Origin of the sequence: Streptomyces sp. CA-249302 (genome assembly GCF_050936785.1) — a bacterium.
GTDB lineage: Bacteria > Actinomycetota > Actinomycetes > Streptomycetales > Streptomycetaceae > Streptomyces.
Genome location: NZ_JBNJMG010000001.1, coordinates 4,153,845 through 4,178,658 on the forward strand (window position 1 = coordinate 4,153,845; position 24,814 = coordinate 4,178,658).

General features: G+C 72.5%; 23 protein-coding genes and 1 tRNA gene. 10 read left to right on the forward strand and 14 right to left on the reverse strand.

Annotated elements, in window-relative coordinates; all coding sequences use genetic code 11:
- Positions 1 to 99: 99 nt before the first annotated feature.
- Positions 100 to 1,221, forward strand: coding sequence for a sensor histidine kinase (locus ACQEWB_RS18545; protein WP_432832313.1), 1,122 nt, complete (start codon positions 100 to 102; stop codon positions 1,219 to 1,221).
- 45 nt (positions 1,222 to 1,266) lie between these two features.
- Here the strand turns inward: ACQEWB_RS18545 and ACQEWB_RS18550 are convergent, their stop codons facing one another.
- From ACQEWB_RS18550 to ACQEWB_RS18575, 6 genes are all read right to left on the reverse strand, one after another.
- Complete coding sequence (locus ACQEWB_RS18550; protein ID WP_432832315.1) at positions 1,267 to 1,872, reverse strand: response regulator transcription factor; 606 nt, start codon at positions 1,870 to 1,872, stop codon at positions 1,267 to 1,269.
- A 172-nt stretch (positions 1,873 to 2,044) separates the two neighbouring features.
- A complete protein-coding gene (locus ACQEWB_RS18555; protein ID WP_432832317.1) occupies positions 2,045 to 3,172 on the reverse strand; it encodes a 4'-phosphopantetheinyl transferase family protein in 1,128 nt (375 codons plus the stop codon).
- A complete protein-coding gene (locus ACQEWB_RS18560; RefSeq protein ID WP_432832319.1) occupies positions 3,172 to 4,944 on the reverse strand; it encodes an acyl-CoA dehydrogenase in 1,773 nt (590 codons plus the stop codon). The genes ACQEWB_RS18555 and ACQEWB_RS18560 overlap by 1 nt, the downstream gene beginning before the upstream one ends.
- A 64-nt stretch (positions 4,945 to 5,008) precedes the next feature.
- Positions 5,009 to 6,679 carry a fatty acyl-AMP ligase gene (locus ACQEWB_RS18565; protein WP_432832321.1) on the reverse strand — a complete coding sequence of 557 codons (1,671 nt, stop codon included), beginning with the start codon at positions 6,677 to 6,679 and terminating at the stop codon, positions 5,009 to 5,011.
- A gap of 109 nt (positions 6,680 to 6,788) precedes the next feature.
- Positions 6,789 to 7,058, reverse strand: coding sequence for a DUF6059 family protein (locus ACQEWB_RS18570; protein ID WP_432832323.1), 270 nt, complete (start codon positions 7,056 to 7,058; stop codon positions 6,789 to 6,791).
- Between the two features lie 118 nt (positions 7,059 to 7,176).
- Positions 7,177 to 8,454: a M6 family metalloprotease domain-containing protein gene (locus ACQEWB_RS18575; protein WP_432832325.1), complete on the reverse strand. Its 1,278-nt coding sequence runs from the start codon at positions 8,452 to 8,454 to the stop codon at positions 7,177 to 7,179.
- Positions 8,455 to 8,767: 313 nt separating this feature from the next.
- Between ACQEWB_RS18575 and ACQEWB_RS18580 the strand changes: the two genes are divergently transcribed.
- Positions 8,768 to 10,615, forward strand: coding sequence for a putative bifunctional diguanylate cyclase/phosphodiesterase (locus ACQEWB_RS18580; RefSeq protein ID WP_432832327.1), 1,848 nt, complete (start codon positions 8,768 to 8,770; stop codon positions 10,613 to 10,615).
- On the opposite strand, the gene ACQEWB_RS18585 is transcribed toward ACQEWB_RS18580, so the two are convergent.
- From ACQEWB_RS18585 to ACQEWB_RS18595, 3 genes are all read right to left on the reverse strand, one after another.
- Positions 10,588 to 11,682, reverse strand: a complete 1,095-nt coding sequence (locus ACQEWB_RS18585; RefSeq protein WP_432832329.1) for an LLM class flavin-dependent oxidoreductase — start codon at positions 11,680 to 11,682, stop codon at positions 10,588 to 10,590. The two genes, ACQEWB_RS18580 and ACQEWB_RS18585, sit on opposite strands and share 28 nt — an antisense overlap.
- Positions 11,683 to 11,766: 84 nt before the next feature.
- A complete protein-coding gene (locus ACQEWB_RS18590) occupies positions 11,767 to 12,498 on the reverse strand; it encodes a maleate cis-trans isomerase family protein (RefSeq protein WP_432832331.1) in 732 nt (243 codons plus the stop codon).
- A complete protein-coding gene (locus ACQEWB_RS18595; RefSeq protein ID WP_432832333.1) occupies positions 12,495 to 13,292 on the reverse strand; it encodes a maleate cis-trans isomerase family protein in 798 nt (265 codons plus the stop codon). Before ACQEWB_RS18595 ends, ACQEWB_RS18590 begins: the two co-directional genes overlap by 4 nt.
- A gap of 144 nt (positions 13,293 to 13,436) precedes the next feature.
- Between ACQEWB_RS18595 and ACQEWB_RS18600 the strand changes: the two genes are divergently transcribed.
- Positions 13,437 to 14,384, forward strand: a complete 948-nt coding sequence (locus ACQEWB_RS18600) for a D-2-hydroxyacid dehydrogenase (RefSeq protein ID WP_432832335.1) — start codon at positions 13,437 to 13,439, stop codon at positions 14,382 to 14,384.
- A 38-nt stretch (positions 14,385 to 14,422) separates the two neighbouring features.
- Entirely contained in the window at positions 14,423 to 15,823 is a 1,401-nt protein-coding gene (locus ACQEWB_RS18605) for an amidase (RefSeq protein WP_432832337.1), read from the forward strand.
- Here the strand turns inward: ACQEWB_RS18605 and ACQEWB_RS18610 are convergent.
- Positions 15,804 to 16,298: a DUF3830 family protein gene (locus ACQEWB_RS18610; protein WP_432832339.1), complete on the reverse strand. Its 495-nt coding sequence runs from the start codon at positions 16,296 to 16,298 to the stop codon at positions 15,804 to 15,806. The two genes, ACQEWB_RS18605 and ACQEWB_RS18610, sit on opposite strands and share 20 nt — an antisense overlap.
- A gap of 59 nt (positions 16,299 to 16,357) precedes the next feature.
- Here ACQEWB_RS18610 and ehuB point away from each other — a divergent pair, with 59 nt between their 5' ends.
- The 6 genes from ehuB (at position 16,358) to ACQEWB_RS18640 (ending at position 20,554) form a co-directional block, all read left to right on the forward strand.
- Positions 16,358 to 17,260, forward strand: a complete 903-nt coding sequence (ehuB, locus tag ACQEWB_RS18615) for an ectoine/hydroxyectoine ABC transporter substrate-binding protein EhuB (RefSeq protein ID WP_432832341.1) — start codon at positions 16,358 to 16,360, stop codon at positions 17,258 to 17,260.
- On the forward strand, positions 17,260 to 17,982 hold the full coding sequence (ehuC, locus tag ACQEWB_RS18620) for an ectoine/hydroxyectoine ABC transporter permease subunit EhuC (RefSeq protein WP_432832343.1): 723 nt from the start codon (positions 17,260 to 17,262) through the stop codon (positions 17,980 to 17,982). The genes ehuB and ehuC overlap by 1 nt, the downstream gene beginning before the upstream one ends.
- Positions 17,979 to 18,629 (forward strand): ectoine/hydroxyectoine ABC transporter permease subunit EhuD, encoded by a 651-nt coding sequence (gene ehuD / locus ACQEWB_RS18625; RefSeq protein WP_432832345.1) that lies wholly within the window; start codon positions 17,979 to 17,981, stop codon positions 18,627 to 18,629. Before ehuC ends, ehuD begins: the two co-directional genes overlap by 4 nt.
- Entirely contained in the window at positions 18,619 to 19,416 is a 798-nt protein-coding gene (ehuA, locus tag ACQEWB_RS18630; protein WP_432832347.1) for an ectoine/hydroxyectoine ABC transporter ATP-binding protein EhuA, read from the forward strand. Before ehuD ends, ehuA begins: the two co-directional genes overlap by 11 nt.
- A 218-nt stretch (positions 19,417 to 19,634) precedes the next feature.
- Positions 19,635 to 20,393, forward strand: a complete 759-nt coding sequence (locus tag ACQEWB_RS18635; protein WP_432832349.1) for an IclR family transcriptional regulator — start codon at positions 19,635 to 19,637, stop codon at positions 20,391 to 20,393.
- 87 nt (positions 20,394 to 20,480) lie between these two features.
- Positions 20,481 to 20,554, forward strand: a tRNA-Lys gene (locus tag ACQEWB_RS18640).
- A gap of 126 nt (positions 20,555 to 20,680) precedes the next feature.
- On the opposite strand, the gene ACQEWB_RS18645 is transcribed toward ACQEWB_RS18640, so the two are convergent.
- The 4 genes from ACQEWB_RS18645 to ACQEWB_RS18660 form a co-directional block, all read right to left on the reverse strand.
- A complete protein-coding gene (locus ACQEWB_RS18645; RefSeq protein WP_432832351.1) occupies positions 20,681 to 22,354 on the reverse strand; it encodes an AMP-binding protein in 1,674 nt (557 codons plus the stop codon).
- 34 nt (positions 22,355 to 22,388) lie between these two features.
- Positions 22,389 to 22,868, reverse strand: coding sequence for a hypothetical protein (locus ACQEWB_RS18650; RefSeq protein ID WP_432832353.1), 480 nt, complete (start codon positions 22,866 to 22,868; stop codon positions 22,389 to 22,391).
- Positions 22,869 to 22,972: 104 nt separating this feature from the next.
- Complete coding sequence (locus tag ACQEWB_RS18655) at positions 22,973 to 23,578, reverse strand: lytic polysaccharide monooxygenase auxiliary activity family 9 protein (protein ID WP_432832355.1); 606 nt, start codon at positions 23,576 to 23,578, stop codon at positions 22,973 to 22,975.
- A 114-nt stretch (positions 23,579 to 23,692) separates the two neighbouring features.
- Positions 23,693 to 24,805 carry an SPFH domain-containing protein gene (locus ACQEWB_RS18660; RefSeq protein WP_432832357.1) on the reverse strand — a complete coding sequence of 371 codons (1,113 nt, stop codon included), beginning with the start codon at positions 24,803 to 24,805 and terminating at the stop codon, positions 23,693 to 23,695.
- Positions 24,806 to 24,814: the final 9 nt, after the last annotated feature.

Here is a 24,814-nt window from a genome sequence, read left to right on the forward strand (position 1 = left end):
ATGGACATGCGTTTTGGCAAGCCGTTCAGCAGAAGCACAGGCGAGGCACAGCCGGAACGCACCGATCTGGCGCCACGGGTGGCCACCACGATAACCGCCGTGGTTCTGGCCGGATTCTTCGGCATAGCGGCGACATATGTACTCGCCGCACATCCGAGCACGCTGATGCTCGCCTCCGCGACCGTCCTGCTCCTGGCCATCGTGGCGATCCAGTTGCAGCATTCGTTCGTGAATTTGGCCCCGTCCCGAATTCGCCCCGGCCGGCTCACGCTCGCCGTGCAGGCCGCGCTCACGTACGCGCCCTTCACCATGTTCGGCAGGGCCTGGCTGGGCATGCCGGGCCTGCTCGCCGCGTCCACCCTGCTGCTCCTGCCCGCCCTGCTGTCCGTACCGCTGTTCATCGGCGAACTGCTCCTGACCGACCTGATCGAGCTTCGCCTCGGCACGGGAGTGGCCGACACGGTCTACACGACCGTGGCGACCGTACTGACCGCGCTCGTGGTGTTCGGCCTGTCCCGGCTGACCGACATGGTCGCCGAGGTGCACCGGTCCCGGGCCGAGCTGGCCCGGCTCGCCATCGCGCAGGAACGGCTGCGCATCGCCCGCGACCTGCACGACCTGCTCGGCTACAGCCTCTCCGCGATCACGCTCAAGTGCGAGCTGACCTACCGGCTGGCCCTGCGCCATCCGGACCGGGTGCAGCAGGAACTGACCGAGATCCTCCAGACGGCCCGGCAGGCGCTGTCGGACGTGCGCTCGGTGGCGCGCGGCTACCGCGACATGTCGCTGCCGGCCGAGGCGGCCACCGCCGAGTCGATGCTCACCACGCTCGGCCTGCGCATCTCCGTCCGTCTCGACTGCGGCGAACTGCCCACCTCGGTGGACACGGTGCTGGCGACCGTGCTGCGCGAGGGGCTGACCAACATGCTGCGGCACAGCAAGGCCGAGTCGGTGGACATCGAGGCGGTGCGCACCGGCCGTACGGTGCGGCTGACCGTGGTCAACGACGGGGTGGGCCGGGTCGGCCGGATCCCCGACGCGGGCGACGGCTCCACCGCCAGCAGCGGCATCGCCAACCTCACCGAGCGGATGGGCGAGCACGGCGGCCGGCTCACCGCGGGGGTCCGTGCGGACGGCCGCTTCGCCCTGACCGCCGAGATCCTGCTGCCCGCGCAGCCGAGGCCGTCCGCCGCCGCGACGGACACGCAGAACGTGGCCTGAGCAGCCAGCCGGAACGATCCGCCGCGCCCGGCCGCCGCCCACGCCTCAGAGCCAGCCGGCCTCACGGGCGATCCGTACGGCGTCCACCCGGTTGCGGGCGCCCAGCTTGGTCACCGCGTTGGTGAGGTAGTTGCGCACCGTGCCGGTGGACAGGAAGAGCCGGCCCGCGATCTGGGCCACCTCCTCGCCCTCCGCGGCCAGCCGCAGCACCTGGAGTTCGCGCGGGGTCAGCGGCTCGGGCCCGTCCTTCAGGGCGGCCAGGGCGATCTCGGGATCGACCACCTGCTGCCCCTGCGCGATCGCCCGGATCGAGGCGACCAGCCGGTCGGGGTCGGTGTCCTTGTGCAGGAAGCCGGAGGCGCCGGCCGTGATCGCCCGGCGCAGGTTGCCCGAGCGGTGCAGGTTGGTGAGCATCAGGATGCCGCAGTCCGGCTGCTCGCGATGGAGCTCGCCGGCCGCCGAGATGCCGTCCAGGCCCGGCAGGTCTATGTCGAGGACCACGACGTCCGGGCGGAACTTCCGCGCCTGCGGCAGCACCTCGGTCCCGTCCGCGACCTCCGCGACGACCTCGATGTCCGGTTCCAGCTCCAGCAGCGACACCAGTGCTCTGCGGAGCATCAGCATGTCCTCGGCTATCAGAACAGAGACCACTTTTCCCCCGTGCGTAGTCCGTAGCCCCACGACCGGGCCCGGCCTCCTCCCCTGCGTCGCGCCGGTCCCCACCGGTGCGGCCGCCGACGGCCGTACGCCCTCGAACATTGTGTGACGGTTGGATGGTACTCGACGGCAGGCGGTATCACGCCTTGTCCAACTCCCGGACACTTCAGGCGATCCCGTCCACCGGATCCGCCTCCCCCATCGCCCTGAGCACCTCGTCGACGAAGCCCGCGTCCAGCATGGAGCGGGCGGCGGTGTCCGCCGACGGCTCCCAGCCGGCCGCGTGCCGGGCCACGCTCAGCAGATGGCCGTCGAGCACCTCGTAGGTGGCGAAGGTCCACTCGCCGGGCGAGATCGACGCGCCGGCGCGGGAGACCAGCTCCCGTCCGTCCGGGGTGAACCCGAAGTCGGCGAAGCCCATCCGCATGCCCTGCCCCATCGCCTTGGTGTACGCCTCCTTCAGCGTCCACAGCCGCAGCAGCTCCCGGCCGCGCCGGTCCGGCGGCAGCAGAGCCAGCGCGTCCCGCTCCCGCGGGGTGCACAGCAGCCGCTGCACCCCCTCGAACGACATGGCCCGGCCCGCCGGTTCCAGATCCACCCCGACCCGCCCGCACCGGCTCAGCGCCACCGCCGCCACCGGCCCGGTGTGCGTCAGCGCGACCTCCACCTGCGGACAGCCGCGCAGATACGGCCGCCCGGCCGGCCGGTACGCCAGGTCGACCTCGTCCGGCGCCACGTCGAGCACCGCGGCCGCCGCGTGCCGGGTCAGCAACCGGGTCGCCACGAACCGGGCCCGCGCCTCGGGGTTCGCGAGCGCCCGGGTACGCCGCCAGTCGTGCGCCCCGAGCCGGGCCCGCATCCGCACCGAGTCGAACTCCCCGGGCAACCACCCCGCCCACCGCGCCTGCACGACGGCGGTCCCGTGCACGGCCATGTCGTCGACGACCTGCTGCCAACCCGCCCCGGGACCGGCGACCTCGACGGGCTGACCCAGCTCGCCCACGGCCGACGACTCGGCCGCTCCCGGCAGCTCGCCCACGGCCGACCGCCCGAACGGTTTCGGCAGCTCGCGGGCGACCGACCTCCCGGGCGGCCCCGACAGCTCGCGGGCGACCGAAGGCTCGCCCGGCCCGATCCGCTCGCCCGGCCCGATCCGCTCGCCCGGCCCAGTCCGCTCGCCCGGCCCGATCCGCTCGCCCGGCCCAGTCCGCTCCTCCGGCCCGGTCGGCCCAGTCGGCCCAGTCGGCCTGCCCGTCCTCGACGGTTCGCACGGCCGTCGCGGCCCGGCTCCCATCACCCCTCCCCGGCGAGCCGCGCCCCGCCCAGGTCGTACGCCCGCCCCGTCCGCAGCCGTGCGAGGAGTTCGTCGCGCAGGTCTCCGGTCGTCGCGGCCGGCAGGTCGGGGAGGTCGCGGGTGCCGAGGCGGCGGGCCAGGCGTTGCAGGGCGAGGGTGAGCCAGGCCGGGTGGGCGGTGAACGAGCCGTCCGGGGAACGGAGTTGCCAGGTCGACAGCGCGATCCCGGCGGCGACGACGGTGGCGTAGCGGTCGGCCAGCGAGTACACCACCGGCCCGGGCGGCAGCGGCCGTCCGTCGGGGGCGAGGGCGCGGAAGCGGTCGCGCAGGGCGGCGAGTTCGCCGTTGAGGGCGTCGGCCAGGGCGCGCAGCACCGGCCCGTACGGCCCCTCGGGCGCCCCGTCCGACAGCCGGCCGGCGCCGGCGGTCAGCGCCGCCGTGAGGTCGTCCCCGCCCGCGACCGCGAGGGCGCCGAGGTCGAGCGGGGGCAGTTCGGCGCGGGTGGTGAAGAGCGCGGCGGCCGGTTCGGGGGCGCGGAACCAGGAGCGGGCGGCGAGCCGGGGCAGCTGCGGGACGATCACCGCCTGGCAGGTCGCGGTACCGGCGTGGCCGAGCCCCGCGGCGGGCATGTCCCGCAGCAGCTTGGCGAGTTGCCCGGCGCCCCGCTCGGCGTACCGGCCCGGGCCGGCGAGGATCGCGGACAGTTCCTCCAAGGCGTCCCGGAGCAGTTCCGGCACCAGGTACTTCACGCAGGCCGCGGTCAGGTGGGCGCTGCGCGGGGTGAGATGGAGCGCGCGCAGGGCGCACTGCACGAGGCTGTCACAGAGCAGCAGGTCGGCGAGGACGCCGACGAGCACACCGGTCTGCCGGGCGCCCGGCCCGCCCGCGGTGCCGTGGACGGCGGCGCGCGCGGCGGCCCGCAGCACGGTGTCGGCGCCGGCCGTCAGCGCGGCGGGGATCAGGGCGCGGCTGAGCTGGAAGGTCTGCAGGGCGAGCCGCATGCCCTGCCCCTCGGCGCCGACCAGCGCGTCGCGCGGCACGGTACGGCCGTCCAGTTCGAGACCGCCGACCCGGCAGGCGCGCAGGCCCGCGGTGGGGCGGTGGGGCAGCAGCCGGGTGCGGTGCGGGCCGGGTCCGGAGGGGTCGAGGAGCAGGACGGAGAGGGTGCCGGGGCCGTGGGTGGCTCGCGGGGCGGTCCGGGCGTAGACGGTGAACAGCCCGGCCCGGTCGGCGTTCATGACGGCGTCCTTGCGCCCGCCGACGACGAAGGTGCCGTCGGCGGCCGGGGCCGCGTTGATCTCGCCGCTCAGCAGGGCGTTGCCCTGGGCGAGCGCGTGGTGGACGATCGCGGCCCGCCCGCCCCCGCACAGCAGCCGGGCCATGGCGTCCCGCTGTCCCGCACTGCCCGCCGCCCACACCGGCGAGGCGGCGAACAGCGAGGTGATGCCGTGTCCGAACCCGAGCGACAGGTCCCGGCGGAACACCGGCGCGAGCACGGCGGCCAGCCCGTCGGCCCGCTCCAGCCGCCCGCCGAGCGCCACGGGCACGAACTCGGCCCCCAGCCCGAAGGCGTCCAGCACTTCCTCGGCCCCCGCGGCGGGCTCCCCGCGCCGCTCGGCGTCGAGCAGGGCGCGCAGCCCGGCCGGACCGGCGTCGTCGTGCGGATCGCCGAGCAGCCGATCGAGGGCGCCGGCCCGATCCCACGCGTCCCGGTCGGAGCCACCCGCCGTTGCCCGGTCGGCCCGGTCGGCCCGGTCGGCCGCGAGGGTCATCCGACCGCCCTCCCCGCCGCACCCACCGGCCGCCACCCACCCGGCAGTCCCCTCCGCACCACGCTCATGCCGCCGCCCGCCCCTCCGTGAACAACGGCCGCAACTCCCCGCGCAGATACATCTCCCGCATCACCGACCGCCGGACCTTCCCGCTGGTCGTGCGGCGGACCGTGCCGGGCCGGACCAGGACGACCTCGTACGGCGTCACCCCGAACTCCTCGTCCAGGCCGCGCCGTACGGTGCCGACCAGGCGGTCCGGGTCCCAGCGGGCGCCGCCGCTCTGTCGTACCTCCTGGACCACCACGACCCGGTCCGCCGCGGCGGACGCGGCGAGGGCGAAGACCGCGGCGGAGACGAAGGGCGGGCCGTTCTCCAGCAGGACCCGCTCCAGGTCGTGCGGGTGCAGCGGGGCGCCGTCGACCAGCATCAGGTCCTTCAGCCGCCCGGTGACCCGGATCTCGCCGCCGGTGAGCCGGCCGAGGTCACCGGTGCGCAGGAAGCCGCGCTCACCCTCGGCAGTGCTGCGGCCGAACGTTTCCGCAGTGTCCAGCGGCCGGTTCCAGTACCCGGCCGCGACCGCGGGCCCGCGCACCCAGATCTCGCCCTCCCGCCCCTCGGACACCACCGCGTGACTGTCCGGGTCGACGATCCGCACCTCGGCCCCGTGCGCCGGCCCGCAGCTCACCGCGGCCCGCTCGTCGGTCGGCGCCCGCCCCGCCGCACCCGGCGCGGACACCGAGACCATCAAGGTGGCCTCGGCCAGCCCGTACCCGGCGGCGAGCGCCCGCGGGTCGAGGCCGGCGGGCGCCAGCCGGCGGGCGAAGGCGCGCAGGGTGGCGCCGGAGACGGGTTCGGCGGCGTCGACGGCGGTGCGCCAGCGGGACAGGTCGAGGGCGGCGACCCGTTCGTCGGTGAGGGCGCCGAGACAGCGCGCGTACAGCGAGTCGGGGGCGGCCGACACGGTGACGCCGTGCCGGGCGATCTCCTCCAGCCAGCGCACCGGGTCGCGCAGCACCGGCCGGACCGGCAGCACCACGGCGGTCGCGCCCAGCCACAGCGGATGCAGCAACTGCCCGACCAGGCCCAGGTCGTGATGGAGCGGCAGGCAACCGCCGATCCGCGCGTCCGGGCCGGTGCCGAGCGCGCCCCGCACGGCCGTCATCGTGGCGAGGAGGTTCCCGTGGGTCACCAGCACCCCGCGCGGGGCGGCGGTGGAGCCGGAGGTGTACTGGAGCAGGGCCGGGCTGTCCGGCCCGATCCGCGGCGCCGCCGCCCCGTCCGCCGACTCGGCGGGGCCGGTGTCCACGGCGAGGCACTCCAGGTCGCCGAACCCGGCCAGCGACAGGGTCTGCGACAGCTCTGCGGCGTGCGCGGACTCGGTGAGCGCGAGGCTCGCGGCGGCGTCCCGGACGACGGCCGCCGTGCGCTGCGCGGCGGCCCGTGAGGCGGAGGGCGGCGGAACGGGCACGGCCACCGCGCCCGCCCGCAGGCACCCGAGCACCGCGACCGCCGCCGCGGGCCCCTCCTCCACGGCCACCAGCACCCGCCGACCCGCGGCTCCCCGCCGCTGCAGCCAGCCCGCCAGCCGCTCGACGCGCGCGGTGAGTTCGCCGTACGACAGCCGCCGTACCGCACCCCCGTCCCGCACCTGGAGCACCGCGTCCCGGCCCGGTCGTCCTCCGGCCGGCAGCCACGTCCCGTGCTGCGGACCCGTCGTACCGCGCCCCCCGTCCATGTGACGCTCCTCCCGCTGGTCTCGGCTCAGGCTCCTTCGAGTCTTGCGGCGAGGGCTCGACGGGGGCTCGAACTGCGGTGGGCGGCGGCCGGGGATGTGACACAGGCTCTCAGGCCGGCCTCGTGCCCTCCTCCTCGTCGGCGCGGGTGTAGGCCGCCGTGAGCTGGCGGCCCAGCCAGAGTTCGTCCGCCGTGAGGGGGATGTCGGGCCGCAGCCGCTCCGGGTGTCCGGGCGGCGGCTCGTGCAGGTACTCCGAGCGCCCCGGCCAGGCGGGCCGGTACCCGATGAGCCGGTACAGCACCTCCTGCTGGGCCTCTCCGTACATATAGGAAGTGCCGAGCGCCATCAGGGCCTCGACCATCCACTTCCGTGTCCGCATGCCCCACCTCTTGCCACTCCGCATCGCCGCCTCCTGACCGTGAGTAGTCCCGCTCCGGCGCAGGGTGAGCGGGCCCGCTCGCGTCCGGCTCGAGCGGTCCTGGTGCGGTGGCAGGGCGTCAGCGGACCGTGATCTTCACGTTCCAGGCCCCCGAGGCGGTCCGTCCCTCCGCCTCCACCCGTACCTTCGTGTCCGGCACCGTGAAGCTCTCGCCGAGGGCGACCGGGGCGTCGGCCAGCGGCGGGTAGACGGAGTTCTCCCAGCAGGCCTCGGTGCGCGGGTGGGCGTCGATCACCTGGACCGGGCCGTCGCCGGACTGGGCGCCGCTGCGGACGCGGTAGACGAGGATGCCGGAGCGGCAGGTCGCCGTGTCGTTGCCGACCGGGCCGCGCGCCTCGAAGGCGAGCACGCTGTCGGGGCCGGTGCGCACGACCGCGAGCTTGGTGCCGCGGCCGAGCCCGAAGGCGGGCGCCCCGGCCGCACCTGTCACCGGCAGGCCCGGCGCCGCCTCCAGCGGCTCCAGCGTCAGCCGGGTGGTGCCCGACTCCCGTACGCACACCACCTGGCGCGGTTCCAGCCACCCCAGCTTCCACTTGTGCCAGCCGAACAGATCCGGCGCGAGCCCGAACTGGCTGCCCATCAGGTCCCAGTCGCCGACGTACGTGTCCCAGTCGCCCTTGCCGTCGACCGGCCGGTGGTAGAGGTCGGGCAGGTCGAAGACGTGGCCGGTCTCGTGGGCGAGGACCAGCCGGTCCGGCGGGTGCTTCTCGAAGACCGTGACGACCCGGCGGACGTCCGTGCCGTCGGCCCGCAGCGGGGTGTCCAGGTTGACGACCTTCGTCGCGTCCGAGTCGACGCCGGGCGCGTCCGGGTCGGCGACGAAGTAGACGACGTCGTAGCGGGAGAAGTCGACCTGGGGATCGGCGGCGGCGAGCGCGTCGCGCAGGTAGGCGGCGCGGTCCTCGGGTTTCCAGTCGCGCTGTATGGCGTACGCGGTCGAGGGTCTCGGCATCCGGATCCAGTGCTTGAGCGGATGCGGGCGCAGGGTGAACTTCCCGTAGGAGGCGCGTTCGAAGAAGCGGCTGGTGGCCGGGAAGTGATCGGCGGTCAGCTGGGCGGGCGTGGTGCGCGGGGCCGCGTCCGGGAAGGACAGGAAGACCATCACCGCGTCCAGCCGGCGGGCCGGGCGCGGATAGGCGGCGTTCCAGGTGTCGAGGCCCTCCGAGTGGTGCGCGTCGGTGCGCTGGAGGGCGCACGGACCGGCAGAGAACGGCTCGGCGACCGAGGGCCCGGTGATCAGCGAGGTCGCGGCGAGGGCGGACAGAGTGGTGCACACGGCGGCGGTGCTGCGCAGTCGGGAACCCCTGAAGGTTTTGAAGGGGAACGGACGCGGCACAGGGACCTCCGGGAGCGGTTCGCGGGACACCGCACCCAGCCTGTGTTGGATTGTCGTACTACGCCCTGTTTGTCTGCCCCAAAAGAGTGAGCCACCCGAAAGGCCGTCAGGCCCGACACCCCCGAACCGCTCACGGAACGTCACAAGTGGTCGGGGACCCCAAGAACCCGCCCAGCTGCGGGCAGAAACGATCTGTCAGAAGTGCCACTCCATCCGGGACACTGGATGGTGGCTGGAAGGCCCTCGGGTCTGCCTCTATGATCGGCACACTTTCCTGCACGGACAGCGATCAAGTGCACTGCGGGAGCTAGCGGTGAGCGGAACGTCCGAAGGGCCGGCGCCCGCGGCAGACCTCGACCGGGGCGCCGTAACAGAGAGTGACATCTTTACGGCTGTTGGTGCCGAACCACCGCCGTACCGTTCGGTCTTCGCGGCCGCACCCCTGGCCATGGCGGTCGTCGACCGCGAGGGGCTGGTCGTGACCGCCAACGACGGCTTCGGCGCGCTGCTCGGCAGCCCCGCCGAGGCGCTGGTGGGCCGGATCGGCGCGGACCTGGTGGACCTGGCGTCCGACGCGCGCACCTGGCACGCCTATCGCGAGGTGCTGCGCGGCCGCGAGGCCCGGCTGCGCTGCACCCGCCGGCTCAAGCACACCGACGGCCAGTCGGTCTGGGTCCAGGTCACCGTCACCCCTCTGCCCGCGCAGGAGGACGGCATCCTGCTCTCCGTCACCGACATCAGCGCCCAGCGCGAACTCCAGGGCCGGCTGCGGCACTTGCAGATGCACGACCCGGTGACCCGGCTGCCCAACCGCACGCTGTTCTTCGAGCGTCTGACGGCCGCGCTGGAGGCGGGGTCGTACGAGGAGAGCGGGACCGGCCGGATCGGCCTGTGCTACCTGGACCTCGACGGCTTCAAGGCGATCAACGACACGCTCGGCCACCGCGTCGGCGACCGGCTGCTCGCCGCCGTCGCCGAGCGGCTCACGCGCTGCGCGGACGAGGCCGGTCACGCCAGAGCCAGCACCCCGCTGGTGGCGAGACTGGGCGGCGACGAGTTCGCGCTGCTGGTGGAGGACTCCACGGGCACGGACCAGTTGGCCGACCTCGCCGAGTCCGTACTGAAGGCCGTGCAGGCGCCGTTCGACCTCGCCGGGCAGCGGCTGTCGGTGTCGGCGTCGATCGGCGTGGTCGAGCGGCACGCGGCGGGCACCACGCCGACCGCCCTGATGCAGGCGGCCGATACGACGCTCTACTGGGCGAAGGCCGACGGCAAGGACCGCTGGACGCTCTTCGACCCGGAGCGCAACGCCCACCGCATGACCCGCCAGGCCCTCGCCTCCACCCTCCGCCCGGCCATCGAGCGCGGTGAATTCGTGCTGGAGTACCAGCCGTTGGTGGGCATGGAGGACGGGCGGGTGAACGGCGTCGAGGCGCTCATCCGCTGGAACCACCCGCAGTTCGGTGTCCTGACGCCGAATCGGTTCATCGGACTGGCCGAGGAGGACGGCTCGATCGTGCCGCTCGGTCGCTGGATCCTGGTCACCGCCTGCCGCCAGGCCCGCCGCTGGCAGTTGGACCACCCGGACGATCCGCCGCTGTTCGTGAGCGTCAACGTCGCGGTGCGTCAGGTCTGGGACTCCGACCTGGTGGCGGACGTCGCACAGACCCTCGCGGAGACCGGACTCGCCCCGCATCTCCTCCAGTTGGAGCTCACCGAGTCGGCCGTGATGGGCTCGGCGGGCCGCCCGCTCCAGGCCCTCCAGGCGCTCAGCGAGATGGGCGTGCGGATCGCGATCGACGACTTCGGCACCGGCTACTCGAACCTGGCGTACCTCAGCCGCCTGCCGGTCTCGGTCCTGAAGCTGGACGGCTCCTTCGTACGGGGCTTCCAGTACGAGGGCCGCAGCGACGAGGCCGCCCCGCCGAACCCCGCCGACGAGGTCGTCGTCGAGGCGATGATCCAACTCGCCCACCGGCTGGGCCTCACGGTCACCGCGGAGTGCGTGGAGACCTCCGCGCAGGCGACCCGGCTGCGCAGCATCGGCTGCGACACCGGCCAGGGGTGGCTGTACTCGCGGCCGGTGTCGCCGGATCGTATCTCCGAGCTGATGGGGGATCAGGCCGTGGGTGATCAGACCTCGGCGGTCGGCAACCCGTAGGCGTCCGCGATCAGTTCGTAGGAGCGCAGGCGCAGTTCGCCGCGGTGGGCGTGCGAGGTGAGCATCAACTCGTCGGCGCCGGTGCGCTTCTGGAGGGCGTCCAGGCCGTCGCGGACCTCCTCGGCGGTGCCGTGCACGATGTTGCCGGCCCAGGACTGGACGAACTCCTCCTCGTACGGGGTGAATTCGTGCTTCTCGGCCTCCGCCGGGTCGGGGAAGAGACCGGGGCGGCCGGTGCGCAGCCGGACCATGTTCAGGGCCGTCGCCCGGACCTGCCGGCGGGCCTCGCGCTCGTCGTCCGCGGCGAGCGCGGAGACGCCGATGAGGGCGTAGGGCTCGTCGAGGACCTCGGAGGGCCGGAAGGACTCGCGGTAGAGGTCGAGGGCCGGGACGGTGTTCTGCGCGGAGAAGTGGTGCGCGAAGGCGAAGGGCAGACCGAGCACGGCGGCCAGGCGGGCGCTGAAGCCGGAGGAGCCGAGCAGCCAGACCGGCGGACGGTGCGGGGACTGGACGCCGCCGGGGGTGGTGGCCTGGATCGGGCCGGGGATCGCGTGGATACGGCGGTAGGGGTGGCCGTCGGGGAAGTCGTCGTCCAGGAAGCGGGTGAGCTCGGCGAGCTGCTGGGGGAAGTCGTCGGCACCCTCGTTCAGGGTGTCGGTGCGGCGCAGGGCGGCCGCGGTGGCGCCGTCGGTGCCGGGGGCGCGGCCGAGGCCGAGGTCGATCCGCCCCGGGGCCATCGCCTCCAGCGTGCCGAACTGCTCGGCGATGACGAGCGGCGCGTGGTTGGGCAGCATGACGCCGCCCGAGCCGAGCCGGATGCGGTCGGTGTGGGCGGCGAGGTGGGCCAGGATCACGGCCGGCGAGGAGGAGGCGACGCCCGGCATGGAGTGGTGCTCGGCGACCCAGTAGCGGTGGAACCCACGGGCCTCGGTGAACCGGGACAGCTCCACGCTGGTCCGCAGCGCGTCGGTGGCGGTACTGCCGGCGCCGACCGTCACCAGGTCCAGTACGGAGAGGGGGACGGGGGCGGTGCCCAGTGCGGTCCCGCGGATCTCGTCTGCCGTCACGGTGGATGCCTCCTGTATTTGGCCGTGCGCTGTTCTTCCGGCGCTAACAGGAGGCACTCTCCGCTTTATTCCCCGGGGTGGTGATCACGCCTGCACAATCGGCTCCCGGGTGAACAGCGTCCCCAGCATCGGCGCGTTCACCCTGCGGTCGGCCAGCCGCAGGCCCTCCCACACCGTGACCTGGTTCGCGGTGAGGACCGGCTTGCCCAGTTCCTTCTCCAGGGCGGGGATGTGGGCCGCCGTGTGCAGGGCCGTGTCCGGGAGGAGGACGGCGTCCGCGTCGGGGCGGTCGGCGTCCCTCGCCAGCAGGAAGACCTCGGCCTCGCCCCAGGTGCCGACCTCCGCCGCCGTGATGATCCCGGCGCCGCGGACCGACGTCACCTCCAGGCCGGCCGCGCCCAGGAACTGGGCGAAGAGGTCCGCCACGTCGTCCGGGTAGGTCGCGCCGACCGCCACCCGCCGCAGCCCCAGCTCCCGTGCCGCGTGCACGAAGGCGAAGGACGTCGAGGAGGCCGGCATGCCCGCGCCGCGGGCGAGGGTGCGGACCTGCTCGTGGGCGCCCTCCCAGCCGTACACGAAGCTGCCGCTGGTGCACGCCCAGACCACCGACTCGGCGCCCGCCATGCGCAGTTCCTCGATGCCCGCCCCGAGCCGCTCGGCCGAGCCCATCTCCAGCAGGGCGTCCACCCGGTGCGCGTCCGTGCCGATGTCGGTGTGGACGACGTCGAGCCGGATGTCGCTGCCGAGCAGCTGCTCGATGCGGGGGTAGTCGTCCTCGGCGGAGTGGCCGGGGTAGAGGAAACCGAGTGCCGTCATGACCTGCCTTCCTGGTGCTGTTCACCGTCCGGGAGTTCCGGCAGTACGGGACCGGAGCGCGCCGCCGGATCGATCAGCGCCTGATACGGCCCCACCGCTCGGGTACCCAGCCGGGCCAGCGCGGCCCACATCGTCACCTGGTTGGCCGAGATCACCGGGATGCGCAGTTCGGCCTCCAGCTGCGGGATGACGTCGTAGGTGGGGAGGTTCGTGCAGCTGATGAACAGGACGTCGGCCGCGCGCCGCACCGCCTTGTGCGCCATGGCGACCACATCGCGGTACGGGACCTTCCAGATGTGCCGGGTCAGGCCCATGTAGACGCAGCCGGTGACCTGTACGCCCGCCTCGGCGACGTACTCCTCCAGCGCGCGCGTCACCGACACGGTGTACGGCGTCACGAGCGCCACCCGGCGTGCACCGAGCGCCGCCAGTGCCTCCAGGAGCGCGCCCGAGGTGGTGACCGAGGGGACGGCGCCCGCGCGCGTCATCGCCGCGCACATCGCCCGCTCGCCGGCGATCCCGCCGACGAAGCTGCCGGAGGTGCAGGCGTAGGCGACGACCTCGGGGGCGATCGCGGTCAGCGTGCGGACCGCGTCGTCCAGCGTCTCGTGCTCGCTGACCAGCCGGGCCAGGTCGAGGCTCACCTCGACCGGCACGTACGGGGTCCGCGTCAGATGCAGCGAGACCTCGTCCGGCACCCAGCGCCACAGCTCGCGGTCGAGCGCGAAGTCGCAGGGGGCGACCACTCCGACGCCGCGCTGCGGCCGTGGTCCACCAAGGAAGGAAACGTCCATGACGGACACCGCCCTCACGGTCAGGAAGTGGTGAGCAACGGACCGTACGCAACGCCCGTGTTGACGAAGGTAGGTTCGGGTGCGAGCGTGGTCAAACCTCGCATGTCAGACGGCCGCCACGCACCCGGAATCGAGCCCTCCTGCATGACCGTCCCCACCCTTCTCGTCCTGGACGCCGAACCCCTCCCCCGCCTCGGCAGACTCACCGGCCGCGCCCGTGTCGAGCACGCGGACGAGTCGACGCTCGCCGAGCTGCTGCCGCACGCCGATGTGCTGCTGGTCTGGGACTTCACGTCACGGGTGGTGCGGAGCGCCTGGCCGGGCGAGGGGCCGCGGCCGCGCTGGGTGCACACGGCGAGCGCGGGCGTGGACCACCTGATGTGTCCGGAACTCGCCGCCTCCGACACGGTCGTCACCAACGCGCGCGGCATCTTCGACCAGCCCATCGCCGAGTACGTCGCCGCCCTCGTCCTGGCCATGGCCAAGGACCTCCCGACGACCTGGACGCTGCAAGCGGAGCGCACCTGGCGGCACCGGGAGTCGCAGCGGGTGGCCGGCACGCGCGCGGTCGTGGTCGGCTCGGGCCCGATCGGCCGGACGATCGCCCGCACGCTCAAGGCCCTCGACATCACCACCGCCCTCGTCGGCCGTACCCCGCACACCGGCATCCACGGCCCCGAGGACCTGGACCGCCTGATCGCCCGCGCCGACTGGGTGATCGCGGCGGCCCCGCTCACCGAGCAGACGTACGGCATGTTCGACGCGCGCCGCTTCGACGTGATGCAGCCCTCGGCCCGTTTCATCAACATCGGGCGGGGCGGCCTGGTGGTCGAGGACGCGCTCGCGGAGGCGCTGGCCAAGCGCTGGATCGCGGGCGCCGCCCTGGACGTCTTCGAACACGAACCCCTCACCCCCGAAAGCCCGTTGTGGCAGGTCCCCGGCCTGATCGTGTCCCCGCACATGAGCGGCGACACGATCGGCTGGCGGGACGAACTCGGCGTGCAGTTCGTGGAGTTGTACGAGCGCTGGGCGGCGGGGCGGCCGCTGGTGAACGTGGTGGACAAGAAACGCGGGTATGTACCTGGGCGTTGATCCCCTGAACCGCCGAACCACCCAGCGCTGGAGGGCAGATGACGGACCTCGACCTCACCGCACTGACCGCCGTACGACTCGTCGAGGGGTATCGCAGGGGCGAGTTCAGTCCGGAGGAGGCGACCCGGGCGGTACTGGAGCGGGCGGAGGGGATCCAGCCGGAGGTGAACGCGTTCGTACGGCTGCTCGCGGACGAGGCGCTCGCGCAGGCCCGGGAGTCGACGGAGCGGTGGCGGCGCGGGGAGCCGAAGGGGCTGGTGGACGGGGTTCCGACGACCGTCAAGGACATCATCCTGCTGCGCGGGGAGCCGACCCTGAAGGGCTCCAAGACCATCTCCGATAAGGGGAGTTGGGGCGAGGACGCGCCCTCCGTCGCCCGGCTGCGCGAGCACGGGGCCGTGTTCGTCGGGAAGACGACGACCCCGGAGTTCGGCTGGAAGGGCGTCACGGACTCGCCGCTGTCCGGGGTGACCCGCAACCCGCACGACCCGTCCCGTACCGCCGGCGGCTCCAGCGGGGGCGCGGCGGCCGCCGTGGCGCTCGGCGCGGGGCCGCTCGCGCTCGGCACCGACGGGGGCGGCAGCGTCCGTATCCCGGCCGCGTTCTGCGGGATCTTCGCGCTGAAGCCGACGTACGGACGGGTGCCGCTCTATCCGCCGAGCGCCTTCGGGACGCTGTCGCACGTGGGGCCGATGACCCGGGACGCGGCGGACGCGGCGCTGCTGCTGGACGTGATCGGGGTGCCGGACAGCAGGGACTGGTCGGCGCTCGACGCGGCGCCGGGGCCGTTCTCGGCGGGGCTGGCGGAGGGCGTCCGCGGGCTGCGGGTGGCGTACTCGCCCTCACTCGGCGGGCAGGTGGCCGTGCAGCCGCAGGTCGCGGCGGCCGTCAGGCGCGGGGTGGAGCGGCTGGCGGAGCTCGGCGCGTACGTCACCGAGGCCGACCCCGACCTCACCGACCCGGTGGACGCCTTCCACACCCTGTGGTTCTCGGGGGCGGCCCGGGTGACCCAGCAACTCGGGCCGCACCAGCGGGAGTTGCTCGACCCGGGGCTGCGGGAGATCTGCGGGACCGGCGCCCGGTACTCCGCGCTCGACTACCTCGCCGCGGTGGACGTCCGGATGGATCTCGGCCGCCGCATGGGCCGCTTCCACGAGTCCTACGACCTCCTCGTCACGCCGACCCTGCCGATCACGGCGTTCGAGGCGGGCGCGGAGGTGCCGAAGGGGTCCGGCTTCCGCCGTTGGACGGGGTGGACCCCGTTCACGTACCCCTTCAACCTGACCCAGCAGCCGGCGGCGACCGTCCCCGTCGGCACGGACGGGGACGGACTGCCGATCGGGCTTCAGCTGGTGGCCGCCCGGCACCGGGACGGACTGGTGCTGCGGGCGGCGCACGCGCTCATGTCGGACGGACGGCTCACGCCCGGCGGAAGCTGAGCGTCTCCCCCGCCGCCCCCGAGCGCCACAGGTCGTTGCAGCCCTCGGCCAGATCGGCGAGGCCCTCGACGACCTGGCCCCAGACGATGCCGGGGACCCAGCCGACGTCGGCGTTGAGCAGGAGGTTGTTGCGCTCGTAGAAGAGAGCCAGGTCGACGACGGTGGTGCCGGCGCGGACCTCGCGGTCGTAGCCGTACGACTTCGTGCCCAGTTCGGTGCCGGCGAAGGAGAAGTAGCAGAGGTCGCCGGGGATCGGGGTGACGGTCGGGTTCTCCAGGGGTGGCTCGGTCGGGGCGAAGGGTGGGAAGAGGGCGTAGATCTCGTTGCGCGCGTATTTCGCGTGGTAGACGTCGCCGCCCAGCGGGAGGGCGTCCCACACGGCCGCGCAGGTGACGGGGGCGCGGTCGTCCAGCAGTTTTGCCGTGCCGGAGACACCGCGCTTGACCAGCGAGACTTCGATGTAGCGGTCAGCCATGCGTTCCATGGTGCATACATCGCATGCTCTCGGGTAGCCGCGCCGCCATGGCTCCACCTATGGGGAACGAGAGAGACACACCTCGGACAACACGCCGGTCGCTGCTCGCGGGGGTGGCGGCGCTCGGTGTGCTGGGGACCGCCGGCTGCAGCCGCGTGGCCACCGCGTCCACCACGGAAGGCGGCGACCTGCTCGAACGGCTGAAGGCGGCCGGTGTCGTACGGCTCGGCATCGCCGGCGAGATCCCGTTCGGGTACATCGACAAGGACGGCGAACTGACCGGCGAGGCGCCGGAGTTGGCCAAGGCGGTCTTCAAACGGCTCGGCGTGGACCGGGTCCAGCCGGTGCCGACCGAGTTCGGCTCGCTGATCCCGGGCCTCAACTCGCAGCAGTTCGACGTCGTCGCGGCCGGGATGTACGTCAACCCCGAGCGCTGCGAGCAGGTCGTCTTCGCCGACCCCGACTACCAGATGCTCGACGCGTTCATCGTGCGCAAGGGGAACCCGAAGGGGCTGCACGACTACGAGGACGTCGTCGCGAAGAAGGCGAAGTTCGCGACCGGGACCGGGTACGCGGAGATCCAGTACGCCGTCGAGGCGGGGTACAAGGAGAGCGACATCCTGATCGTGCCGGACCAGGTGGCCGGGCTGAACGCCGTGGAGGCGGGCCGGGTCGACGTCTTCGCCGGTACGGCGCTCACCACCCGCGAGGTGGTCAGGAAGTCGGGCAAGGCCGAGTCGACCAAGGCCTTCGCCCCGCTCGTCAAGGGCAAACCCCATGTCGACGGCGGCGCGTTCGCGTTCCGGCCGACCGAGACCAGGCTGCGGGACGCCTTCAACGTCGAGCTGCGCAAGCTCAAGGAGAGCGGCGAACTCTTCCGGATCCTGCGGCCGTTCGGCTTCACCAAGGCGGAGATGACCGACCTGACCGCCAAGGAACTCTGCGCCGGAGGGACCGGCTGATGACCTCCGGACTCTGGGAACTCGTACTCAAAGGCATCTGGACCACCGTCCAACTCCTGGTCCTCAGCGGGCTGGTGGCCGCGGCCGTCGCCTTCGGGGTGGGCATCGCCCGCACCCACCGGCTGTGGATCGTCCGCTTCCTCGCGGGCTTCTACACCGAGGTGTTCCGCGGGACCTCCGCCCTGATCATGATCTTCTGGGTGTTCTTCGTGCTGCCGATCGCCTTCGGCTGGCAGCTGGTGCCCCTGTGGGCGGGCACGCTCGCGCTCGGACTGACCTACGGCGCGTACGGCGCCGAGATCGTGCGCGGCGCGCTGAACTCGGTCGACCCGGCGCAGCAGGAGGGCGGGATCGCGCTCGGCTTCACGCCCTGGCAGCGGCTGCGGCTGGTCCTGCTGCCGCAGGCGGTGCCGGAGATGATCCCGCCCTTCTCCAACCTGCTGATCGAGCTGCTCAAGGGCACCGCGCTGGTGTCCGTCATGGGCATGGGCGACCTCGCCTTCAGCGCCAACCTGGTGCGCCTCGCGCTCCAGGAGAGCGCGGAGATCTACACGTACGTCCTGCTGATCTACTTCGTCATCGCCTTCCTGCTCACCCGGGGCATGCGCGGACTGGAACGCAAGCTCAAGGCGGGGCTGGGCAGGCCGGTCGGGCGCACGCCCGAGCAGGAGCTGCGCCGTCCCGAGACGACCGGTGTGGGTGCGGGAGGTGCCCTCGGATGAAATGGGACTGGAGCGCCGTCTCCGACTTCATGCCGAAGTTCTGGGAGGGTCTGCTGGTCACCCTGCAGATCCTGGCCATCGGCTCGCTGATCTCGTTCGCGCTCGGGCTGGTGTGGGCGCTGCTGATGCGCGCACCGACGCGCTGGGTGCGCTGGCCGGTCGGTGTGGTCACGGAGTTCATCCGCGACACACCGCTGCTGGTGCAGCTTTTCTTCTTCTTCTACGTCCTGCCCGAGTGGGGCCTGACGTGGTCGGCACTGACCACCGGCATCTGTGCGATCGGGCTGCACTACTCGACGTACACGATGCAGGTCTACCGCGCCGGCATCGAGGCGGTCCCCGCCGGTCAGTGGGAGGCTGCGACCGCGCTGAACCTTCCGGTGCGGCGCACCTGGACCGCGGTGATCCTGCCGCAGGCGATCCGCCGGGTCGTCCCGGCCCTCGGCAACTACGTCATCGCGATGCTCAAGGACACGCCGATCCTGATGACGATCACCGTCATGGAGATGCTCGGCCGGGCCCGGCTGTTCTCCCAGGAGCACTTCCAGTTCACCGAGCCCCTGACGGTCATCGGCGTGGCCTTCATCCTCATCGCCTGTCCGGCCTCCCTTCTCGTACGAGCCCTGGAGCGACGCCTTGTCCGCTGACACCCCTCTGACGAAAGAGCCCGACGCGGGCGGCAACCCCGCGGTGGACGGCAGCGAGCTGATCCGGCTCGAGCAGGTCACCAAGCGGTTCGGGCAGAACACGGTCCTCGACCGCCTCGACTTCTCGGTGGACTCGGGCAGGCACGTCACGCTGATCGGCCCGTCCGGCTCCGGCAAGACGACGATCCTCAGGCTGCTGATGACCCTCACCAAGCCGGACGAGGGCACCATCACCGTCGACGGGGAGAAGCTCTTCCCCGCGCCCGAGAAGCAGGTCCGCGAGGTCCGCAAGAAGATCGGGATGGTCTTCCAGCAGTTCAACCTGTTCCCGAACATGACCGCGCTGCGCAACATCATGGAGGCGCCGGTCACCGTGCTCGGCCTGCCCAAGGACGAGGCGGAGCAGCGGGCCCGCGACCTCCTCTACCTGGTGGGCCTCGCCGACAAGGCCGACGCCCGCCCGACCCGGCTCTCCGGCGGCCAGCAGCAGCGCGTCGCGATCGCACGGGCCCTCGCCATGCGGCCGCGGGTGCTGCTCCTGGACGAGGTGACGTCCGCGCTCGACCCGGAACTGGTGGCCGGCGTCCTCGACGTGCTCCGCGGCATCGCCCGCACCACCGACATCACGATGCTCTGTGTGACCCACGAGATGAACTTCGCCCGGGACATCTCCGACCAGGTGCTGATGTTCGACTCCGGCAAGGTCATCGAGTCGGGGCCGCCGGAGAAGATCTTCAGCGAGCCCGAGCAGGACCGGACCCGGGAATTTCTCAGCGCGGTGCTGTGACCTCAGGGATTGAACACGGTTCAACCTCCGAGGTCCAGGCCCCGGATCTTACCTTCGGCATATGCCAGAGTGCCGACGTCCCTGTTGAGGGCGGTGGAGCGGGGTCGGAATCTCGTCAACAGCCGCTCACAACAAGCCTCTTGGCCGTTATCTTGGAAGAGATTCGCTGCATGGTATGACGGCCCAGTTGTAGAGCGACCGAGCGCGCAGGGGGAACCGTGGCGCTGAAGCACGAGCCGACCGCGCCGTACCACTCGGCCCAGGACGCCCTGCGCGTCCTGGAGACCGTGGCGCGGCACACCACCGGAGTCGACGACACCGAGCTCGTCCGGCTCACCGGCCTCACCCCGGAGCGGCTGACCACCCTCCTGCGGATGCTGCGCCGCGAGGGTTACGTCGAGCAGATCGCCGACGGGGCGTACGTAACCGGCGACGCCCTCAACCGCCTGAGCTCCGCCGAGGGCCGTGAGCAGGCCCTGCGCGACAAGCTCCAGCGCACCCTGGACCGGCTGCGCGACTCGGTCGGCGCGGCCGTCTACCTCAGCCGGTACGTCGACGGCGAGGTGAAGATCGCCCAGTACGCGGACGGCCCGACCACCCCGGTGGTCAACGAGTGGGTCGACTTCCGCTACTCGGCGCACGCCACCGCGATCGGCAAGAGCCTGCTGGGCCAGCTGGACAACAACGGCCGGCGCGACCATCTCTCCCGCCACAAGATGGCCCGCCTGACCTCACGCACGATCACCAGCGACAAGCTCCTCCTCCACCGCCTGGAGTCCCAGCCGCCCACCGTGCCCCACCTCGACCTCCAGGAGTACGCGGTCGGCACGGTCTGCGCGGCCGTCCCGATCACGGCAGGCTCCGCGGTCGGCTGCCTGGCCCTCTCCCTCCCGGTCGAGGACGCCCACCGCCTCCGCCAGGCCGCCGACGCCCTGAACCGCAACGCGGCCCCGGTCCTGCTCTCCCTGGCCATCTGACCTTGGTCGGAAGCACCCCTCCACACCAGGTAGTATTTTCTTCGTCGCCGCCCACGAGGAACAGCCCAAGTGGTCGGCGAGAGTCATGCGCCGCTAGCTCAGTTGGTTAGAGCAGCTGACTCTTAATCAGCGGGTCCGGGGTTCGAGTCCCTGGCGGCGCACTTCAGAAGGGCCTCTCGTGGGAGCGAGGGGTCCTTCGGCGTTTTCCGGGTGCTGCGAGGTCGGCTGGGGGTCTGGGGGCCCGCGGCGGAGCCGCTAGTGGACACAGCCCCCAGATGGACACAGCATCAGCGGGTCCGGGGGTCGAGTCCCTGGTGGCGCGCCGGTGAAGGGCCTCTCGTGGGAGCGAGGGGGCCTTCGGTGTTTTCCGGTGCGAGTTTCCGGTACGTCGTCTCGCCCGGTGGGCGCCACCACACCGGGTCGGTGCAGTTCAGGCCCTCGCGCCGGAGGAGGGCGCGGTGGATCTTGTTCGTGGCCGTCACCGGCATCCGCTCCAGCACCCGCACGAACCGTGGTGCCATCTTCGTGCCGAGATCAGGCTGGGCGGCCAGGAAGCTCGCGAAGGCGGTCGGGTCGAAGCTCCCGGCGACGGTCGCCATCACCTGGTCCCCGGTCACCGGATCCGGCACCGCGTACACGGCGACGGCGTCGGCCCCCTCGTACCGCGCGAGGATGTTCTCGATCATCGCCGCGGCCAGGTTCTCGCTGTCGACGCGGATACGGTCGTCGGTGCGCCCGGCGAAGTAGAGATAGCCGTCGGAGTCGCGGTAGAAGAGGTCGCCGGTCCAGTACGCCCCGTCCCGCCGCCGCTCGGCCTCCGCGTCCGGGTTGCGCCAGTACCCCTCGAAGGGGTTCGGCCCCCGGTTGACCAGCTCCCCTATCGCCTCGTCCCCGTTCAGCAGCCGCCCGGCCCCGTCGAACACGGCCGCCCGGCGCTCCCGCCCCGTCTCCGGATCGAGTACGACGAGACCGGGCGCCGCCCGCCCCACCGCCCCGGCCGGCGTCCCGGGCGACCACTGCACGGCCGCCCCGCCCTCCGAGGACCCGTACCCCTCCACCAGCCGCACCCCGAACCGCCGCTCGAAGGCCGCCGCGTCGACCGCCCCCGCCTCCGTGCCGAAGCCGAGCCGGAGGGGGTTGTCGCGGTCGTCGTCCCGTTCCTCGGTCGCCAGTACGTACTGCACGGCCCGCCCCACATACGTGAAGTACGTCGCCCCGAACTTCCGCACGTCCGCGAGGAATCCGGACGCCGAGAACCGCCGCCTGAGCGCCACCCCCGCCCCGGCCGCCAGCGCGGGCGCCCAGTCGGCGATCACCGCGTTGCCGTGGAACATCGGCATACAGACGTAGTGCACGTCCTCCCGCCGCACCCCGAACTGCCCCACCAGCGAGGCCCCGGCCGCGGCCAGCCGCCCCTGCGTGCAGATCGCGGCCTTGGGCGCGCCGGTCGAGCCCGAGGTGAAGTACAGGAGCAGACGGTCACCCGGGGCGGCCTTGGAGGCGTCGGGTACCGCGGTCGTATACGGCGCGAGGAGGGCCTCGTATTCCTCGGAGTCGGTCAACAGGAGTCGTACGCCGGGGAGTTCGAGGCTTGTGAGGAGCGGGAGGTGGGTGTGCTCGGTGATGAGGACCCGGCACTCGGTGTGCAGGATGTCGCGGGCGAGTTCGGGGCCGCGGCGGGTGGGGTTGATACCGGCGACGGCGGCTCCGGCGAGAGCCGCCGCGCTCAACCACAGTGGGTATTCAGGGGTGTTGTCGAGCAGGACCCCGACGTGCGGTTCGGCGCCGGGCGGCAGGAGGTCGGCCAGCAGGGCCGCGCGGGCCGCGGCGCCGGCGGCCACCTCGTGGTGGGTGAGGACCAGGTCCTCGCACCACAGGGCCGGGCGGTGGTCGCCCCACTGCCCGGCTACGAGTTCGGCGACCGTGCGCCTTCCGGACTCCCTGGACCCACTGGACTCCATGGGGGCGCACGGTAGTTGACGCACCGTCAGATTGCTACGGCAGCGTCGCCGAGTACCCGGAGTCGTCCGAGCCGGAGTCCATCGTGTGGAAGGTGACCATGAACCCGACGCAGAACACCACCACGACCCCGAGGAAGGCGAGGAGGCCGACGGTCGCCGCCGCCTGCTTCAGCTGCCCCGGCTCGTGGGCGGTGGCGACCACGGTGGGGCCGTCCTGGTAGTAGACGGTGACGAGGTCGCCCTCCAGGACGGTCGCCCGGCCGTCCTCCTCCTCGAAGCGGACCTGCCGGCCGTCGTGGGTGGTGAACTCGTAGACGTGGTGCAGGGTCGTGCGCACATGGGTGTCGTGGCCGCCGCCGTGCGTCGTCGTGAACATCCGCAGGCACCGCCCCTGCGCGGTGAGCCCGCTGTTCCAGGCGCCACGCACCTGCAACCAGCGGCGCAGCACGCGGTACGCCATGAAGAGAGCGCCGGCCATGATCAGGCCGGGCACGAGATAGAACACCACGTCCATGGCTTCCCCCGAGGTCAGGTACTGCTTGGTGCGGTGAACCTACCCTCGGGGAAAGCCGGTTTTGCTCAAGCGATGCTCAGAAAGCGATGCTCAGAAAGCGACGCTCAGAACGTGACGTCCGAGCAGGCGTAGAACGCGTTGCCCGTGTCGGCGATCGTCCACACCGCGACGATCACGTGGTGGCCGCTCAGCCCGGACGGCAGGGTGCCGCTGTGGGAGAGGGTGGCCGGGGGGCGCTGACCGTTGTAGGGGACGGTCAGGAACGGGGTGGTGTTGAGGTCGGAGCGGGCCAGGTTGTGGTTCTGGTTCCAGCCCTGCTTGGTGGCATAGTACTTGAAGTCGGTCGTGGCGTGCATGGCGGTGAACTGCCAGCGGAACGTGTAGCTCTGACCACCCGTCACCTTGGTGGTGGGCCAGGCACCGCCGGACGGGGTGGTCGGCGAGCTGAGCTGGCTGAACCTGCTCACACCGCCGTTGCATATCTGGCCGTCGGCCGGTCCGGCGGCGGGGAAGCCCTTCGGCCCCTCGACGCTCTGCGGCTCCCACTGGATGTCGCCGCAGTTCGTCACGGTGCCGTTCTGGCAGAGCTTCTGCCTGCTGATGGGGAGGTCGGTGTAGCCGTGGCTGCTGGCACCGCCGGCGGAGAACACGAAGGCTCCGGCGGTGACGAGACCCACCACGGCGGCGTAGGACTTGGTCCTTGTGCGCATGCTGCCGCTCCTGAAGAACGTGGGGGAAGTTCCATGAGGCGTGCAGGTCTAGACCAAGTCCCAGATTATTGCCGTTAGTTGACCGTGTCTAGAGAAACGACGTGTCCATACCAATCACGCTCCCTGTTCCCCGCGTCCCGAGCAGAACGCCACCGTCAAGTCCTTCACCAGCGCCTTGCGTTCGTAGTCGTCAAGCTCCACGAGTCCGCGTACGGTCAGCCGGGTCACCGTGTCCTCCACCGAGTCCACGACCGACGAGAGCACGGTCGCCCGGTGCTGGGCGTCCAGCGCGGCGATGCGGCGCCGGTGCATGGCGGCGGCGACCTCGGGGGCGTACTCGACCCGGACCGGTTGCACCGAGAACACCTCCAGGCCGACCGGCGCCGCGTCCGCCGCGACCAGCCGGGTCAGCGCGTCCCCGGCGAGCTCCGCCGAGCCCCGGGTGCCGCCCGGCATCTCGACCGGTACCCGGGCGAGGGCCGCCTCCACGCACTCGCGCAGATACGTCTCGTGGTCCTCGACCCCGAGCACGGCCCGCGCGGTGTCCCGGACCCGCCACACCACCAGGACGACGGCGCGCAGCGCGACCCCGTTGCCGTCGGCGGCCGGCATCGGCTCGCTGCGCCAGTGCCGCAGCCGTACGTCGACGCGGCGACGCAGCAGCAGCGGGTTGACCCACATCAGGCCGGTGCGCCGGACCGTCCCCCGGTAGCGGCCGAACAGGCCGAGCACCCAGGCCCGTCCGGTCCGCCCGCGGGCCAGCCCGCCGAACCCGAACAGACCGAGGGCGCCGGCCCCGGCGTACGCGGCCCACTGGGCGGGACCGAGTCCGGCACCCGCGTACTCCGGCAGCCGCAGCGCCTCCGTCGCGAGCGGCGGCAGAACGCCCGCCCACCAGGAACTGGCCAGACAGCCGGCGACCCCGCAGGCGCCGGCGAGCACGCCCGCCGCCCCGGGCAGCACCCTGGCCGGCCGCTCGGCCAGCTCGGGGTCGACCTGTACGGCCGGGCGGGGCCTGGCCGGCAGCGGGCGGCGGAAGCGGGGCTGCTCACCGGTGCCCTGCCGGCGCCCCACGACGGCGGGCCTGAGCGGCACGGACACCGGGTCCGGGTCGTCACGGAAGAGCAGGTGGACCGGGATCTCCATGGTCGACTCGTTCTGGATGAGCCGACCGGACCGGGCCGGTCCCTCGGACTCGGGCGTCTGCGATGTGGTCGTGGTACTCATGCGTGCCTC